This window comes from Shewanella maritima (genome assembly GCF_043643735.1).
GTDB lineage: Bacteria > Pseudomonadota > Gammaproteobacteria > Enterobacterales > Shewanellaceae > Shewanella > Shewanella maritima_A.
Genome location: NZ_JBHZSM010000002.1, coordinates 38,361 through 54,497, shown reverse-complemented (window position 1 = coordinate 54,497; position 16,137 = coordinate 38,361). Strand labels below are relative to the sequence as shown.

The 16,137-nt window shown below is 41.9% G+C and carries 14 protein-coding genes; 10 read left to right on the top strand and 4 right to left on the bottom strand.

The window, feature by feature from the left end:
• Positions 1-25 precede the first annotated feature (25 nt).
• The gene (locus tag ACHUGF_RS02405; RefSeq protein ID WP_394129184.1) at positions 26-1,036 is read left to right on the top strand and encodes a glycosyltransferase family 9 protein; all 1,011 of its coding nucleotides are present in this window, start codon (positions 26-28) and stop codon (positions 1,034-1,036) included.
• Between the two features lie 80 nt (positions 1,037-1,116).
• Entirely contained in the window at positions 1,117-1,968 is an 852-nt protein-coding gene (locus tag ACHUGF_RS02400; RefSeq protein WP_394129183.1) for a glycosyltransferase, read from the top strand.
• Positions 1,969-2,027: 59 nt separating this feature from the next.
• Here ACHUGF_RS02400 and ACHUGF_RS02395 read toward each other — a convergent pair whose 3' ends face one another.
• Both ACHUGF_RS02395 and ACHUGF_RS02390 read right to left on the bottom strand, forming a co-directional pair.
• Positions 2,028-3,095, bottom strand: coding sequence for a hypothetical protein (locus tag ACHUGF_RS02395; protein WP_394129182.1), 1,068 nt, complete (start codon positions 3,093-3,095; stop codon positions 2,028-2,030).
• 15 nt (positions 3,096-3,110) lie between these two features.
• Positions 3,111-4,178 (bottom strand): glycosyltransferase family 9 protein, encoded by a 1,068-nt coding sequence (locus ACHUGF_RS02390; RefSeq protein ID WP_394129181.1) that lies wholly within the window; start codon positions 4,176-4,178, stop codon positions 3,111-3,113.
• A gap of 114 nt (positions 4,179-4,292) precedes the next feature.
• On the opposite strand from ACHUGF_RS02390, the gene ACHUGF_RS02385 reads away from it, so the two are divergent.
• Positions 4,293-5,018: a 3-deoxy-D-manno-octulosonic acid kinase gene (locus tag ACHUGF_RS02385; RefSeq protein ID WP_394129180.1), complete on the top strand. Its 726-nt coding sequence runs from the start codon at positions 4,293-4,295 to the stop codon at positions 5,016-5,018.
• 21 nt (positions 5,019-5,039) lie between these two features.
• Here the strand turns inward: ACHUGF_RS02385 and waaA are convergent, their stop codons facing one another.
• Complete coding sequence (gene waaA / locus ACHUGF_RS02380) at positions 5,040-6,314, bottom strand: lipid IV(A) 3-deoxy-D-manno-octulosonic acid transferase (RefSeq protein ID WP_394129179.1); 1,275 nt, start codon at positions 6,312-6,314, stop codon at positions 5,040-5,042.
• A gap of 127 nt (positions 6,315-6,441) precedes the next feature.
• Here waaA and ACHUGF_RS02375 point away from each other — a divergent pair, with 127 nt between their 5' ends.
• From ACHUGF_RS02375 to ACHUGF_RS02350, 6 genes are all read left to right on the top strand, one after another.
• On the top strand, positions 6,442-7,092 hold the full coding sequence (locus ACHUGF_RS02375; RefSeq protein WP_394129178.1) for a TetR/AcrR family transcriptional regulator: 651 nt from the start codon (positions 6,442-6,444) through the stop codon (positions 7,090-7,092).
• Between the two features lie 335 nt (positions 7,093-7,427).
• Positions 7,428-8,621 (top strand): glycine C-acetyltransferase, encoded by a 1,194-nt coding sequence (locus ACHUGF_RS02370; RefSeq protein WP_394129177.1) that lies wholly within the window; start codon positions 7,428-7,430, stop codon positions 8,619-8,621.
• A gap of 12 nt (positions 8,622-8,633) precedes the next feature.
• On the top strand, positions 8,634-9,659 hold the full coding sequence (gene tdh, locus ACHUGF_RS02365; RefSeq protein WP_394129176.1) for an L-threonine 3-dehydrogenase: 1,026 nt from the start codon (positions 8,634-8,636) through the stop codon (positions 9,657-9,659).
• 86 nt (positions 9,660-9,745) lie between these two features.
• On the top strand, positions 9,746-10,054 hold the full coding sequence (gene glpE / locus ACHUGF_RS02360) for a thiosulfate sulfurtransferase GlpE (protein WP_394129175.1): 309 nt from the start codon (positions 9,746-9,748) through the stop codon (positions 10,052-10,054).
• Complete coding sequence (gene glpG / locus ACHUGF_RS02355; RefSeq protein ID WP_394129174.1) at positions 10,051-10,896, top strand: rhomboid family intramembrane serine protease GlpG; 846 nt, start codon at positions 10,051-10,053, stop codon at positions 10,894-10,896. The genes glpE and glpG overlap by 4 nt, the downstream gene beginning before the upstream one ends.
• 123 nt (positions 10,897-11,019) lie before the next feature.
• Positions 11,020-12,021, top strand: a complete 1,002-nt coding sequence (locus tag ACHUGF_RS02350) for a glycosyltransferase family 9 protein (RefSeq protein WP_394129173.1) — start codon at positions 11,020-11,022, stop codon at positions 12,019-12,021.
• Between the two features lie 96 nt (positions 12,022-12,117).
• Here the strand turns inward: ACHUGF_RS02350 and elbB are convergent, their stop codons facing one another.
• Positions 12,118-12,771 carry an isoprenoid biosynthesis glyoxalase ElbB gene (gene elbB, locus ACHUGF_RS02345; protein WP_394129172.1) on the bottom strand — a complete coding sequence of 218 codons (654 nt, stop codon included), beginning with the start codon at positions 12,769-12,771 and terminating at the stop codon, positions 12,118-12,120.
• A gap of 552 nt (positions 12,772-13,323) precedes the next feature.
• Between elbB and polA the strand changes: the two genes are divergently transcribed.
• Positions 13,324-16,074 (top strand): DNA polymerase I, encoded by a 2,751-nt coding sequence (gene polA / locus ACHUGF_RS02340; protein ID WP_394129171.1) that lies wholly within the window; start codon positions 13,324-13,326, stop codon positions 16,072-16,074.
• The last annotated feature ends 63 nt before the right edge of the window (positions 16,075-16,137 follow it).

Genomic DNA, 16,137 nt, shown 5'->3' with positions numbered 1-16,137 from the left:
ATAACTAATTTGAGCATGAATTAAGATGAAAAGAATTTTATACATCAGAACAGATAAAATTGGTGATTTTGTCACTAAATGGCCCGCTATTGCGATGTTAAAATTAGCACTTCCAGATGCGAGTATTGAAGTCTTTGTGAGCCCTGTAGTCGCTTCATTGGCAAGAGCTTGTCCATACATAGACTACGTTATTGAAGATAAAGGCACTGAATTAGAAATCTCACAATTTATCCAACAAAGAAATTACGATGCGATTATCGTTTCAAGCTCTCATTACCGTACATACAAATTATCTAAGCAATCAAGAGCTAACTACGTTATTGCCCCAGCGGTTGATTGGGTTCAATACTTGTTTAAAAATCGCGTCAACCTTTCTGCAGATAAGAACTTACCAGGCTTCAAAAGAGCATGTTTATTGGTGGAACATTTTTTAGCTGACAACCATATTTCAATTCCTGAGCTACCTCAACCAATTTGGGATATTAGCAATGAGCGTGCACGTTGGCGTCTATTTTATGGCGCTGAGTCATCAGAACAAAAACTTGTCTTCGTGCACGTAGCTTCTGGCGGCTCTTCACATACACTATCTTCATCCCAGTTTGCAGAGCTAATTACAAGCATTAATAAAAATACAAATAATAATGTACGTTTTATGCTTACATTCGGTCGTGGGGAAGAGGTCATTGCGGAAGAGGTACAAGCTATGGTTACCGACAACAATGTGAAAGTTAGTCTTGCTCCCTCTATTTCAGATCTAGCAGATTTTTCCAAATCGATAGTGGCAGCTGACTTGTTTATAGCAGGTTCTACTGGATCACTACATATTGCTGGTCTGCACAATATTCCAACGGTAGGGTTTTACCATGGAAGACGTTCAGGTTCAGAAGTAAAGTGGCAAACAATGTCTGATGCCGATAAACGGCTACATTTTACTCCTCCAGTAGGAAAGTTAACGGGAAAGAATATGTCGCTCATCGACATTCCCCAAGCTGGAGCTAAAATCGCTAAGCTATTAACATCAAAACAAACAGCTTAGAAAATCTTAACTTGGTTAGACCCATATAGATACTCAATTTATAAGTGAAACATAAAAATTAAACCACAAAAGGTTATAAGATGAAAAAAGCCATCTTCACTCTAGCCATTGGTGATAACCCAATGTATAAAGCGGCATTAAAAACATTTCAACAATATGCTGATAAGGTTGGAGCAGACCTAATTATTTCAGAAGAGCTTCACTACAAAATCAACATTGAAAACCCTAAATACTCTGCCAGTCCTGCTTGGCCTGAAAAGCTTTATACTGCTGAGTTATTAAAGCTTTACGATAGAGTGCTTTACCTTGATGCTGACATACTTGTAACACCTTGGGCAAAAGATATATTTGAAGAATATCAAGATTTAGAAACCGTCTATATGTTTGATGAAGGCCGACACCTAGATAGAACATTGGCAATTAGTCAAATAAATGAAGCACTTGGGCCTATAACAAACTGGAATGAAATCAACGGCAAACAAAGCTATTATAATTTCGGTATGTTCTTAGTATCAAAAAATTGCAAACTATTTGAAAAAGCATCTCTAGAAGGAATGCAACTGGTATGCAATAACGTTAAGTTTTATGACCAAACTTATATTAATTACACTATTCAGAAACATGACATTCCTAATGTCTGTGTAGATAAAGAATTCAACCGCATGGAATTTTTAGGCTTCGAAGGTTACAAAGAAGCGAGCTTTATTCATTATGCAGGTCGAGGTTATCGTATTAAATGTCCAAGTCGTGAAATTCGTTACATCCACGATTATATTGAAATGTATGGGCAAAGTTTTTCAGCGCAGCAGCAAAAACAATTAAAGCTTGATGCATGGAATTTATTTATCAAAAACTTAAAACGTAAGAGCAATGTCCCTGAATTTTTGCTTCATCTGTTAGGAAAACCAACAATCGGTCGAAAGTGGTTGTAGCTCAACTTCCTCGTCTAGAATGGTTGCTTACTACCATTCTAGACGAGCCTCTTCACCCTCTAAATATCAATCAACGACTCAACTTCTGTGATTAAACGATCTAGAGCACAATACTGTTTTATGCTTTGAAGATTCTTCTTCAAAAGTTCACATTCCCTAGATTCAACCAACTCCAAAATTTGTTTAACAATACTATCGCTATCAGTTTGGCAACTTTTTATAAGCTTCTGCTTGAAACAAATATCTATGCGAGTAGGCTGATCTTTTGAAACGGGTGTTGCAATAATAGGTTTTTTCAAGGCAATAGCTTGTAACATGGTATCACCTCCACTAATGACAGCAAACTGGCTTGCATCAAGTAGATTAATAAAACCACTATTCGGTAAATTATTAAGTACCATTACCTTATCATTTTCGGGTAATGGTTTAGGGTAATTAACACCAAACACCACTACACAAGGGAGGTTAATCAACTCGGTACACTTCTGTGCTGCTTGATAATACGTGTCTGCTGCTAATTTCCCATCAACATAATGCCCACCAGAGCCAGCATTAAATAGAATATACTTCTGTGATGCTAACCCAAGCTCAGCTAACAGCATTTTCTGTGCTTGAGTTTGCGGTTGACTGAAAATCGGGCCTAAATTCACCGGCTTTGGCAAATGCAACATATTCAGTTTGAACTTATCAAAAGCGGAAATATCCCCAATCACAAAATCAGGTTGTACTACACCATGAAAATCCGTGTGTCGGGCCCGATTCAATTTCATACCGCGGCTGCGTTTACGTTTATGTTGACTTAAGAATATGACCTTAGCACCGGTCTTTTTAGCGTGGGCAAGTTGAGATGCGCGGCCAGAAGCATCAAACACCATGATATGGGGCTTAAAATCAGTCACAAACTGATTGACGGCTTTAGTACACTTAGTGGGCGTTTCATCTAATAAATGGGTTTGATAAGCGCAAGTTTGCGCAAATGGTGCAGCCTTATTGAGCAAAAAACGAATATCGGCATCTGGCCAACAGGCTTGAATAGCATCGGCAATAATTGCAGAACGCATGCACTCACCTATACCCTCAGCAGAAGATACCGGTGCAAATAGCACTCTCATTGGGGCCGAGGCCATATTCACTAACTCCTTTTAGTTTGCGCTTGTACTCAAGTTTTTACCTGCAACGATACTCACAACTTCATCAAATTGCTGTATGACAACATCGGTCTGAATATATGACATTAAATGGGCACCTTTGGCACGCTTCCCCCAGGGCACTTCACCCTGCACTTGTTCAGCAATAGCCTGATGATACACGCTTACTACATACTGCTGACTACAATAAGGCCCAGTTCGACCTGGGTTTGAGTGAGCATAAAGACCGATGACTGGAGTACTTTGTGTCACGGCCATGTGAGCAGGTCCAGTATCAGGAGCCAATACAATTGTCGCCTGTTTTAAAACGCTAAGCAATTGGGTTAAAGAGGTTTTTCCTACCCAATTTTCTATTTTCGCTTCACAGAACTGTTGAATATTGGCCGCAAGCTGTATCTCAGCATCACTTGGGCCACCACATAACAGCACTCTAAACCCTTGATTACAGGCATGCTGGGCGACGTCTGCGTAGCGCTCTGGTAGCCAGTTACGTTCTTGTTTGCTCGCAGCTGGGCAAATGACGAACACCTTTTCACCCGCCGATAATATACTAGAAACAAATTCTGCATCAGCCTCCGGCACTGGGATTGTCCATCTCGGCGTTATATCTTTTACGCCCAATGCTGTAGCAAAGCCCATGAACCCATCTAAAACGTGAGGCTCGTGCTGTGGCTGTATTTGCCTATTGGTCACCAACCACTGGCCTTCTTTCGCTCTAGCTTTATCAAATCCTATACGTTCTTTGGCTTTAATCATTAATGAAGCAATTGTCGCCCTTAAGGCAACTTGCATATGCAGTAAGACATCAAACTGCTGTTTACCAAGGTTACGTTTCAAATCTACATAACTTTGCCAACCACGAGACTTATCGAAAATGACGAAGTTCACGCCTGCGATATGCTGCACCAATTGATACTCAACCTTACCTATTACCCAAGTAATGGCTAATTGTGGATATTGCCGCTGTATGGCTTGCACCATCGCTACGGCATGGCATACGTCACCAATCGCAGATAAGCGTAATAGGCATAACGATTTGATGTTGCTAAATTCTGTTGCCATGAGCTTCCAAGTAATGAAGTGACAGCGCTAAGGCTGATGATAAACGCAAGATGCAAATCTTAAGGTATAATACCATTTCGATCCATCAATCACTGCAGCTTGCTGGCTAATTAGATGCAAATTAAACAATCACATAAATACGCGTTTGCTTGGTGTACAGACTCAGCAGAGCACTTGCAAGCTGCTGACTTTTCCGCAGCACCTTGGCAACAAAATAATGCTATTACTGGCCAGTCTAAAGGGCGCTACACCACTTGGTTTGTTCAACCCGAACAAGTTGAACAACAATGGGTGCTTCGCCATTATTGGCGAGGTGGTTTGGCCGAAAAACTGTCCAAAGACGCTTATTTATACACGGGTTTACACAATACCCGTGCCATTGCAGAGTTAGGGCTACTAGAGCAATTATACAATGAAGGTTTTGCTGTACCTAAGCCGATTGCCGCACAAATACAGCGTTTTGGTATTTGGTATCGAGCAGATATCATTATTGAGCGAATTGCGGGCGCTCAAGATTTAGTTGCCATATTAAGCGCACACCCAATGAATGATGCATTATGGTTTTCTCTTGGAGTAACCATTGCAAAGTTCCACCAGCGTGGGGTTTACCATGCCGATCTCAATGCCAAAAATATCCTGTTAACAGGTGAGCAATTTTATTTGATTGATTTTGACCGAGGTGAACTTCGCAAAGCCAATAGCCATTGGCAACAAGCTAATATTTCAAGGCTTAAACGCTCTTTTGATAAAGAAAAAACCAAACTGCCAAAGCTGGCTTTTACAGAGAATAATTGGCAGCAATTACTCAAGGGATATCAACAACAACTCGCTGCGGCTTAAACTGGTCACGGCTTAAAGCCATCAGCTATGAATAGTTTTAAGTAACTGATTGAGTGCCGACAAGTGTTTTTTCAACGCACCTTTATTGGCATCAACAACACTCATTGCCGAACCAGCCGCTTTTTGTCGCTCGGCTGGGTTAGCAATATTGTTTAAAAGGCAGTGTGCTAGCGACATTGAATCGTCAATCACTTGCAGTCCTCCAGCCTGTTCAAGTAAGTGGGTGATTTCAGCAAAATCCCAATGGTGCGGTCCAACAAATACAGGAAGCCCCATCGCCGCGGGCTCTAATGGGTTATGACCGCCATTTTCAATCAATGTCCCACCTACAAAAGCTTGCTCTGCCGCACCATAAATCATCAGCAGCTCTCCCATGGTATCCCCTAACACCACTTGCGTTTCAAGGGTCACATCTTGGTTCAAACTGCGCCTAGCTAATGTCAAATCTTGTTGTAAAATTCGCTGAGCGGCCGCATCAAACTGCTCGGGGTGACGAGGGACAACAACCAATAGCGCATCAGGATATTGTGCTAGTACTTGCTGATGTGCCTCCAGCATAATATCAAATTCCCCTGGATGAACGCTGCCAGCCACCCAAATAGGTGCATCTGGCCGCTGCCATTGCAAACGAAGCTGCTTAGCTCGTTCGCTAAGTTCTGGCGCAATTTTTAAATCAAATTTCAAACTACCGCTAACGAGAAGTTTGTCTTGAGCCACGCCTAATGCCGCAAAGCGCTCAAATTCTTGTTGTGTTTGCACAATGATAAGATCGATACTCTGCAGCATCGGAATGCTGAGTTTGGGTTTAGCCTGATATTTAGCGGCCGATTTAGCCGACAAACGTGCATTAGCCAACACAATGCTGACCTGAGATTGTTTTGCAAAATGAATAAGGTTAGGCCACAACTCAGTTTCCATAATCACTAATGTGCTGGGGTTTACCTTACGAATAAACCTTTTTGCCGCATATGAAAAGTCAAAGGGCAAGTAGCAATGTTGAACACTGTCACCAAACGCATTGATAACCTGCTCTGAGCCTGTTGGACTGGTCGTGGTCACGGTAAAGGATAAATGTGGATATTGCTGCATAAGCTGTTTAATCAGCTCTACCGCCGCAAGCGTTTCGCCCATCGATACACAATGAAACATCACATCGGTCGATTTTAGATTCATCAAACCAAAGCGCTCACCCCAACGTTTACGATATTCAGCACTCTTAACACTGCGCAAGCACAGGTACAAAATCACCAATGGAAACAATAGATAGAGTAAAAGTGAATAGATTGGACGGGTCATGGGTAGGCAGCTTACATTGTTTTGCGTGACAGTTAATGACAATGCTACCATAATCAAACTTGATATTGATATGTCGCTAAATTCAGCAGGACTTAGCAATCATTGCTTAGATTATTTTGGAAATTACATGAAAACCCGCGATAAAATTGTTAATGCCAGTTTAGAGTTATTCAATGAGCATGGTGAACGCAGTATCACTACCAATCACATAGCCTCACATTTGGGCATTAGCCCGGGTAATCTTTACTACCATTTTCGCAACAAAGAAGACATCATCAACTCAATTTTTTCCTTATATGAAGAACATTTAGAGTCAGGTTCTAAGCCATATACCGATGTCGCGATTGATATTGAACTCCTGCTGAGCTATTTCGACGCCATGTTTAATTTGATGTGGCAATTCCGTTTCATGTACGCCAATTTAGCCGATATTTTGAGTCGTGATGACAGCTTAAAAAAGCGCTATTTGGTCGCTCAAAAAAATGTACTTATTCGCTCAAGCACCGTACTTAAACAACTCAAAGATGACGGCTTTTTAGCTGTAGATGATGAAAACATTGTAGAGCTCGCTGATACCATGAAAATGATCGTCAGTTTCTGGATAAGCTACCAACTCACTCAATCAAGCGACTCAACCATTACCAAAGCCACTTTATATAAAGGTTTGTTGCGTGTGCTAATGATGTTTAAAGCGTATGCTACTGAAGAGTCAGCAGCAACATTTAACCGTATGGAATTGCACTATAAACAAATGGCACAACAAGAGTCTGTCGCTTAAACGAACTGCGCTTTACCATACATCTCACCATGCAATGCCGTATTATCTGACTACAATTATGGGTCTGATAAGCGGCATTTTTATGGATAAATGATAACTAGCTCATTGGCGGAGATCATGACAATATTTCGATTTTGGATTAGCTTTACTAATCCAAAATGCCAGCTAGGCCTAATCCATTTTATCCAACATCTATGCTTAAAAAAAACACTGTGGACTCTGGAAAATACAGGGTAGAATGCCCAACAGCTCCCGATCTGAATCGGCAAAGAGCCTAGCAAATTTTTGCTAACCTAACTCAGATCCACATAATAACCATTATTAGGAGAAATCAGGTGGCCACTACCTCATTTTACGACCGCATTAATCAGCAGATCGCCGAAGTTAAAGCCGATGGCTTATACAAAAGCGAACGTATCATCGCTTCAGCTCAACAAACTGCCATTGATGTAAACAATGACAAAGTGATTAACTTCTGTGCCAACAATTACCTTGGATTGGCCAATCACCCTGAACTAATTAAAGCTGCCCAAGCAGGTCTAGACAGCCATGGTTTTGGTATGGCATCAGTAAGATTTATTTGTGGTACGCAAGATATACATAAGCAGCTTGAAGCGAGCTTAAGCGAATTCCTAGGGATGGAAGATACTATCCTTTACTCGTCTTGTTTTGATGCAAATGCCGGTTTATTTGAAACTCTGCTTGATGCCAATGATGCCATTGTCTCTGACGCGTTAAACCACGCATCGATCATTGACGGTGTTCGCCTGTGTAAAGCGAAACGTTTTCGTTATGCAAATAACGATATGGCTGATCTAGAGCAACAATTGATTGCTGCGACCCAAGCGGGTGCGCGTAATATCTTAATCGCCACAGATGGTGTGTTTTCAATGGATGGCGTCATTGCCAACTTAAAAGGCGTGTGTGATTTAGCCGATAAATATAACGCATTGGTTATGGTTGATGATTCACATGCTGTGGGTTTTGTTGGTCAACAAGGCCGAGGCACTCACGAGTACTGTGACGTTATGGACCGTGTCGATATTATTACCGGCACCTTAGGTAAAGCACTTGGCGGCGCGTCGGGTGGTTTTACTTCAGCGAAAAAAGAAGTTGTTGAGTGGTTACGCCAACGCTCTCGTCCATACTTATTCTCAAACTCTTTAGCTCCTTCCATTGTTAGCGCATCAATTCATGTGCTTGAAATGCTGAAAAATGGCCAAGCGTTACGTGAAGCCGTCTGGGAAAATAGTCGTTACTTCCGCGAAAAAATGTCAGCTGAAGGGTTTACCTTAGGTGGTGCAGATCATGCCATCATCCCAGTGATGATTGGTGATGCTAAGCTCGCCAGCGATTTTGCTAACCGTCTATTACAAGAAAACATTTATGTTATTGGTTTCTCTTTCCCAGTTGTACCAAAAGGCCAAGCACGTATTCGTACTCAAATGTCAGCCGCCCATACCCGTGAACAACTGGACCATGCTATTGATGCCTTTACCCGTATTGGTAAAGACATGGGCATTATTTAATAGGTAACCACCATGAAAGCACTCAGTAAATTAAAGCCTGAAGAAGGCATTTGGATGGTTGATGCGCCTAAACCTGAAATAGGCCATAACGATCTATTAATTAAAATCAAAAAGACCGCTATTTGCGGCACTGATGTCCACATTTATAACTGGGATGAATGGTCACAAAACACCATTCCTGTGCCTATGGTTGTTGGCCACGAATATGTTGGCGAAGTGGTTGAAATTGGTCAAGAAGTCCGTGGGTTCAGCATTGGCGATAGAGTCTCTGGCGAAGGTCACATCACTTGTGGTCACTGCCGTAACTGTCGTGGTGGTCGAACTCACCTTTGCCGCAACACCATCGGCGTTGGTGTAAACCGTGAAGGTGCTTTTGCTGAATATCTTGTTATTCCTGCTTTTAATGCTTTCAAGATCCCAGAAGGTATTTCTGACGACCTTGCTTCAATTTTCGACCCATTTGGTAACGCGGTTCACACTGCATTGTCATTTGACTTAGTCGGCGAAGACGTACTCATTACCGGTGCTGGCCCGATTGGTATTATGGCTGCTGCGGTAGCAAAACACGTTGGGGCACGCCACGTTGTGATCACCGACGTAAACGAATACCGCCTTGACCTCGCACGCCAAATGGGTGTCACTCGCGCCGTCAACGTCGCTAATGAAAACCTCAATGATGTGATGGCCGAATTGGGCATGACAGAAGGCTTCGATGTTGGCTTGGAGATGTCAGGGGTGCAAGCCGCGTTTAGCACCATGTTAGAAACCATGAATCACGGCGGTCGTATTGCATTGCTCGGTATTCCACCATCAGATATGGGTATCGACTGGAATCAAGTGATCTTCAAAGGGTTAGTGATCAAAGGTATTTATGGCCGTGAGATGTTTGAAACTTGGTACAAAATGGCCTCATTGATCCAATCAGGCTTAGACCTTTCGCCAATCATCACCCATCACTACAAGGTTGATGACTTCCAGCAAGGCTTTGATGTCATGCGCAGTGGTCAATCAGGTAAAGTTATCCTCGACTGGGAATAACCTAAACGCCAATTTCGTTTAAAGGGGTTGCTGTTAAGCAGCCCCTTATTCCATAATCAGATTATATTTCTCTACAAGGATGCAGAATGACCGCATTCAAGCACTTATCTATCAACCAACTGATCCACATGACAGAGGATGAACCACAACCACAGATTGTGGACATTCGTGATGCAGCTAGCTTTCAAGCGGGTCATATATTGGGTTCGGTTAATTTGACCAATGAAAATCTTGCTCACTTTATTGCAGATGCTGACATGGATGCGCCATTAGTCGTGGTGTGCTATCACGGAGTGAGTAGTCAAGGCGCAGCTAGCTATTTGATTGAGCAAGGCTTTGATGATGTTTACAGTTTAGATGGTGGCTATACAGCTTGGAGCACTGCTCACGCATGATTGAAATTGGCATACTTCCTGACCCGAGAATCGCGCAAGCTTTTATTGATTACCTCAAAGGTAAGGGAGTCACGTGCCAACAGCAATCCGAGTTGCATGGGGTAAAGCTTTTTATCACTCAGCCAGCAGATGAACAGTTTGTTAGGGAAGAGTTCCAACACTTTATTCAAAATCCGTATGCCGAAAAATATCGTCAGGCTTCATGGGATAATGGCTCAAGCCAAATCAAATTTGATTACGGCTCTGGTGGATTAGGACTATTACAACAATTTATAACCGGGGCAGGACCACTCACCTTAGTGATATTTTTTGTGTGCACTATAGTATATGCCGCTATGAACTTGGGCTTTCATGACACAGTATTTAACTATTTGTCTTTCTTTAGTGCATCCCCCGGCAGCCAATTAAGTCACATTTGGCGCTTGTTTACCCCTAGCTTGATGCATTTTTCCATTTTACATGTCACCTTCAATCTACTTTGGTGGTGGTACTTAGGCGGTAAAATAGAAAATCAAATCGGTACTAAACCATTATTAATGCTGTTATTGGTTGGTGGCACCTTACCCAGTGTAGTGCAATTTATGATGACCGGGCCTTATTTTGGTGGTCTTTCAGGGGTTGTATACGCCGTTGTTGGTTACACTTGGCTTATGGGCCGTAGACAGCCCCAATCGGGTATTATGCTGCCTGATTCTTATATGGCGTTCATGATGATATGGCTAGTACTTGGTTTTACCGATCTGCTTGGTATGCCTATCGCTAATGGGGCACACATGGGGGGACTGGTAGTTGGCTTAACTCAAGCATTATTTGATAGCCGCCACGCCCACAAGCAAAACTAAAACTAAAACTAAAACTAAAACTAAAACTAAAACCACCTACATTACAGCGTTTTCCTCTTCGCAATAGCAACCTTGAATTTTAGGGGAAAACAATTGAGAGTTTTTAGATAGGTATTAATTTTTATGGAACGAGTTCTTGTTGTTAGGGTCGATAAACTAGGCGACTTTTGTCATTCACTTCCGGCAATTTCATTGTTGAAGCGCTCTATGCCAGACGCACAAATCGATGTGATTGTTTCCCCTATAATTGAACCGCTAGCCAAACAATTTGATTTTATTGATAACCTACTGATTTATCGTAAAGATGATCCCGATTTAGTCGAGACTATCAAAGCTAAAAAGTACCAAGCAGTAATAGTCATGCATACTCATAAGCATATGGCTCAAGTTGTAAAACAAGCTAACATTCCTTACCGCCTTGGCCAACGCCGTAAGTGGTTCCAATATTTATACACCCATAGAGCTCCACTTAATCGTAGTGCTTGCTTAAAGCCTGAGTGGCGTTATTGCACCGACCATATTGAGTATTTTTTATGCCAGCACCACATTCCTCCAGCTGACATCAAGCAAAGACTATGGGATATCAGCCAACAAAAAGCAGATTGGCAAAAATTCTACGGTAAAGCTGACGGCGAGCTACTCATATTTATTCATCCAGGTAGTGGCGGTTCAGAAGGTTCGTTATCTCCAGAGCAATTTGCAGATATTGCAGATAACCTTGCGATAAATAGCCAACGCAAGATTAAGTTTGTGGTAACTTTTGGGCCAGCTGAAGAAGCTTTAGCACAGCACGTTACAACATTGATCACAGACAAAAATCATAACGCTGTGGTGGCTAAACCAATTAAAGATATTGCAGAATTCTCTTGCTCTTTAGTCGCTGCAGATATGATGATCGCCGGCTCTACAGGTCCATTGCACGTTGCCAGTCTGCACAACACAATCACCGTCGGTTTTTACCCTCACGAATCTCGTGATGATAAGATCCGCTGGCAAACATTAAGTGATGATTACAATCGCTTATCGTTCTCCCCTCCAATGGGTAGTGCTAATCTGGCTTTGATTGACACACAGCTTGCTGGCAGAAAAGCCGCAGAGAAAATTAACGCATTACCTCATAGTTAGTACATCACTAACTTTTGAACTCATCATTTGTAACTAAAACGGCGCTCAAAAAATTTAGCGCCGTTTTGTTGCCTACCATTGAAGCTCACAAGTGGGCTACACCATCAACAGTATTTGCTTTACTAACTTTTCAATCCCTGAATTAGCCTCTGCAATGCTTGTAGCCAACATATACGCTGGTGTCGTTACCACTTTATTAGTTTGATCAACCACAATTTGATCTACTGTTGCTTCCTGATGATGACCACCCATTTCATTAAATGCCATCGCGGTATCAATATCATTGCCAATTGTACCCAAGGCGGATTTACCATAAATAATTGGCATCATCACAGGTGCAATACACATCATGCCAACAGGCTTGTTAGCAATGGCAAACTCACGAATAAAAGCTTCAACACTGGGTTGAATATTGCAATCTTTACCATTGATAGCAAAGTTACATAAATTCTTAGCCGCGCCAAACCCGCCAGGTACAATTAGTGCGTCAAATGTATTAATATCCATTTTGCTCATGTCCTGCACTTCGCCACGCGCGATACGGGCTGATTCAACCAACACATTTCGAGACTCATTTTCCTGCACTTCACCAGTAAGGTGGTTAACAACATGCAACTGGTCAACGTTCGGTGCAAAACATTGATAGCTTGCCCCTGCTTTTGACAGCGCTAATAAAGTTAATACAGACTCGTGAATTTCACTGCCATCAAAAACACCACTACCACTCAGTAAAACTGCAATATTTTTCATATGTAATTGTCCCTGATTTAGATCTCACAAAAATTAATTAACAAATTTGACACAAAACAGTTGATCTGATTAAAAAACATGCTAACTTAATGCCTCGGTACTATTTAACTGTATAAATATCGGTCAATAATCACCGTTCTGAGTAGTTACTTATCGTATTACTTTTAAAAAGTCCACAAATTTAGAAAGATTTGCCAGAATACAATTTAGCTCACATAATTTTATAATAACCTATAAAATCAGACACTTACACATTTTGACTTCTTTTGTTGTGAAAACGAATTCAAAACAAACATAATTTAACTAACAGACTTATCCACAGGCTGTTGGTTTTTGCTGCTGTCTCTTATTCAGTGACCATACAATGGTTGCCTTTCCCCCAAAATCCCAATAAAACCGCTAACAAACTGATAATTCAGCCCACGCTAAAGTAACATTTTATTAACCGCAAAAAGTCATTTCCCTTACTGCTAAATCTTCAATCTTGCTTGAGGATGGTTGTGGATAATGTCATCCTATATCAACTTAGAGTACTCACTATGAACAGCTAATATGTCAACTATTCCAAATAACCCTCTTGTGCTTGTCGATGGCTCATCTTACCTTTACCGTGCTTACTATGCTCCACCACATTTAACCAATTCAAAAGGTGAAGCTACTGGCGCTGTTTATGGTGTAGTGAACATGCTGCGCAGCCTGCTATCTCGCTATCAACCAAGTCATATTGCGGTGGTCTTTGACGCCAAAGGCAAAACATTCCGTAATGATATGTACAGTGAGTACAAAGCCCAGCGCCCACCTATGCCGGATGATCTCCGTAGCCAAATTGCACCTTTATATCGCATCATTAATGCGCTTGGTTTACCGTTGATCTCAATAGAAGGTGTTGAAGCCGATGATGTGATTGGTACCCTTGCCCACCAAGCGAGCTTGGAAGGCAGAGCAACCTTGATCAGTACGGGCGATAAAGATATGGCTCAGCTTGTCGATGAAAATGTCACACTGATCAATACCATGACAGATACCATCATGGGGCCTGAACAAGTTAAAACTAAATTTGGCATTGGGCCTGAGCTGATTATCGACTATTTAGCCCTAATGGGAGACAAAGTCGATAATATTCCTGGGTTACCTGGTGTCGGTGAAAAAACCGCGTTAGCCATGTTAACGCATACAGGTAGTGTTGAGCAGATCCTGGCTAATCCAGATAGTGTTGTCGATGGTGGTTTTAGAGGCGCGAAATCCATGCCGAAGAAAATTGTCGATAATGCAGACATGCTAAAGCTGTCCTATGAGTTAGCTACGATTAAAAGAGACGTTGAATTAGAATCACCATGGCAATCTCTTAATATAAAAGAGCAAGATAAAGATGAGCTTATCAAATGTTACGGTGAAATGGAGTTTAAACGTTGGTTGGCAGAAGTATTGGATGGAAAGCAGACCGCTAACGCCGATACATCAGACAATGAACAAGCAACCAAACAAGATATCAAAGCTGAATATGACACAATTCTAACTGAAGCACAGCTGGATGAATGGATTGAAAAGCTGCAAAAAGCTGAATTAATAGCCCTTGATACCGAAACCACAAGCTTGAACTACATGGAAGCTGAATTGGTCGGTTTATCATTTGCCATTGAGCCAGGAAAAGCTGCTTATGTTCCTGTTATGCATGACTACTTAGATGCCCCAGCACAATTAGATAAGCAATTCGTGCTTGATAAATTGCGCCCCATTTTAGAATCCGAAACACCAGCAAAAGTCGGGCAGAACCTTAAATACGATATCAGTATCCTTGCCAATCAGGGTGTCACACTTAATGGCGTCAAGTTTGACACTATGCTGGAGTCTTACGTATTTAACTCTGTTGCATCACGCCACGATATGGATGGGTTAGCGCTCAAATACCTAGGCCATAAAAATATAAGCTTTGAAGAGATTGCTGGAAAAGGTGCAAAACAACTCACCTTCAATCAAATCACCTTAGATGTGGCAGCACCTTATGCAGCAGAAGATGCAGATATCACCCTACGATTACACCAACACCTATGGCCAAGATTAGAAAAACAACCTGAACTAGCCAAAGTGTTTACTGAGCTTGAGTTACCTTTAATTCAAATATTGTCCAATATCGAACGCACTGGTGTTTATATTGACACTATGTTGCTAAGTCAGCAAAGCCAAGAGCTAGCACAAAAGTTAGATACGCTTGAACAAAAAGCTTATGAAATTGCAGGTGAGAAATTCAACCTTGCCTCGCCTAAGCAGTTGCAAGTGCTGTTTTTCGAGAAACTGGGCTATCCAATAATTAAGAAAACCCCCAAAGGTGCACCTTCAACATCAGAAGAAGTGTTGGTCGAGTTAGCACTAGACTACCCATTGCCTAAAATAATCCTAGAGCACAGAAGTTTAGCCAAATTAAAAAGCACCTATACCGATAAACTGCCATTAATGGTTAACCCAAATACTGGACGAGTACACACCAGTTACCATCAGGCTAACGCCGCAACTGGCCGCTTATCTTCAAGTGATCCAAACCTACAAAATATCCCAATTAGAACTGAAGAAGGTCGTCGTATTCGTCAAGCCTTCGTCGCCCCTGAAGGGAAGAAGATTCTGGCTGCGGATTACTCTCAAATTGAATTACGTATTATGGCTCACCTTTCTCAAGATAAGGGGCTACTCACTGCATTTGCAGAAGGCAAAGATATTCACCGCGCCACAGCATCTGAGGTCTTTGGCGTACACTTTGAAGAAGTGACTAGTGAGCAACGTCGCCGCGCGAAAGCAGTCAATTTTGGTCTCATCTATGGTATGTCAGCATTTGGCTTAGCTAAGCAGTTAGACATCCCACGTGCAGAAGCACAGTCTTACATTGATACCTATTTTGCTCGCTATCCTGGCGTACTAAAGTATATGGAAGAAACCCGTGCTGATGCAGCAGAACAAGGTTATGTTTCCACCCTACAAGGTAGACGCCTATATTTACCAGATATCAAAGATAGAAACGCCATGCGTAGACAGGCCGCTGAACGTGCAGCCATTAATGCACCAATGCAAGGCACCGCTGCAGACATTATTAAGCAAGCCATGATCGACATTTCACAATGGATTGCCAACGATACCCAAGGCGAAATAACCTTATTGATGCAAGTACACGATGAACTGGTATTTGAAGTTGAGCAAAGCCAAGCAGAAATATTGCAAGCTAAAGTATGCGAGATTATGGGTCAAGCTGCTGAACTTGCAGTACCTTTATTGGCTGAAGCTGGGATTGGTGATAATTGGCAGCAGGCTCACTAGCCCTAAACCATTAACCGCCTAACAAAACAGTGCATATCAAAAAGCACGCCATTACAGGCGTGC

Bases quoted from the DNA above. Each gene is read 5' to 3' on its own strand.
- ACHUGF_RS02405 (WP_394129184.1), top strand. From the start codon at position 26: ATGAAAAGAATTTTATACATCAGAACAGATAAAATTGGTGATTTTGTC.
- ACHUGF_RS02400 (WP_394129183.1), top strand. From the start codon at position 1,117: ATGAAAAAAGCCATCTTCACTCTAGCCATTGGTGATAACCCAATGTAT.
- ACHUGF_RS02395 (WP_394129182.1), bottom strand. From the start codon at position 3,095: ATGGCCTCGGCCCCAATGAGAGTGCTATTTGCACCGGTATCTTCTGCT.
- ACHUGF_RS02390 (WP_394129181.1), bottom strand. From the start codon at position 4,178: ATGGCAACAGAATTTAGCAACATCAAATCGTTATGCCTATTACGCTTA.
- ACHUGF_RS02385 (WP_394129180.1), top strand. From the start codon at position 4,293: ATGCAAATTAAACAATCACATAAATACGCGTTTGCTTGGTGTACAGAC.
- waaA (WP_394129179.1), bottom strand. From the start codon at position 6,314: ATGACCCGTCCAATCTATTCACTTTTACTCTATCTATTGTTTCCATTG.
- ACHUGF_RS02375 (WP_394129178.1), top strand. From the start codon at position 6,442: ATGAAAACCCGCGATAAAATTGTTAATGCCAGTTTAGAGTTATTCAAT.
- tdh (WP_394129176.1), top strand. From the start codon at position 8,634: ATGAAAGCACTCAGTAAATTAAAGCCTGAAGAAGGCATTTGGATGGTT.
- glpE (WP_394129175.1), top strand. From the start codon at position 9,746: ATGACCGCATTCAAGCACTTATCTATCAACCAACTGATCCACATGACA.
- glpG (WP_394129174.1), top strand. From the start codon at position 10,051: ATGATTGAAATTGGCATACTTCCTGACCCGAGAATCGCGCAAGCTTTT.
- ACHUGF_RS02350 (WP_394129173.1), top strand. From the start codon at position 11,020: ATGGAACGAGTTCTTGTTGTTAGGGTCGATAAACTAGGCGACTTTTGT.
- elbB (WP_394129172.1), bottom strand. From the start codon at position 12,771: ATGAAAAATATTGCAGTTTTACTGAGTGGTAGTGGTGTTTTTGATGGC.
- polA (WP_394129171.1), top strand. From the start codon at position 13,324: ATGTCAACTATTCCAAATAACCCTCTTGTGCTTGTCGATGGCTCATCT.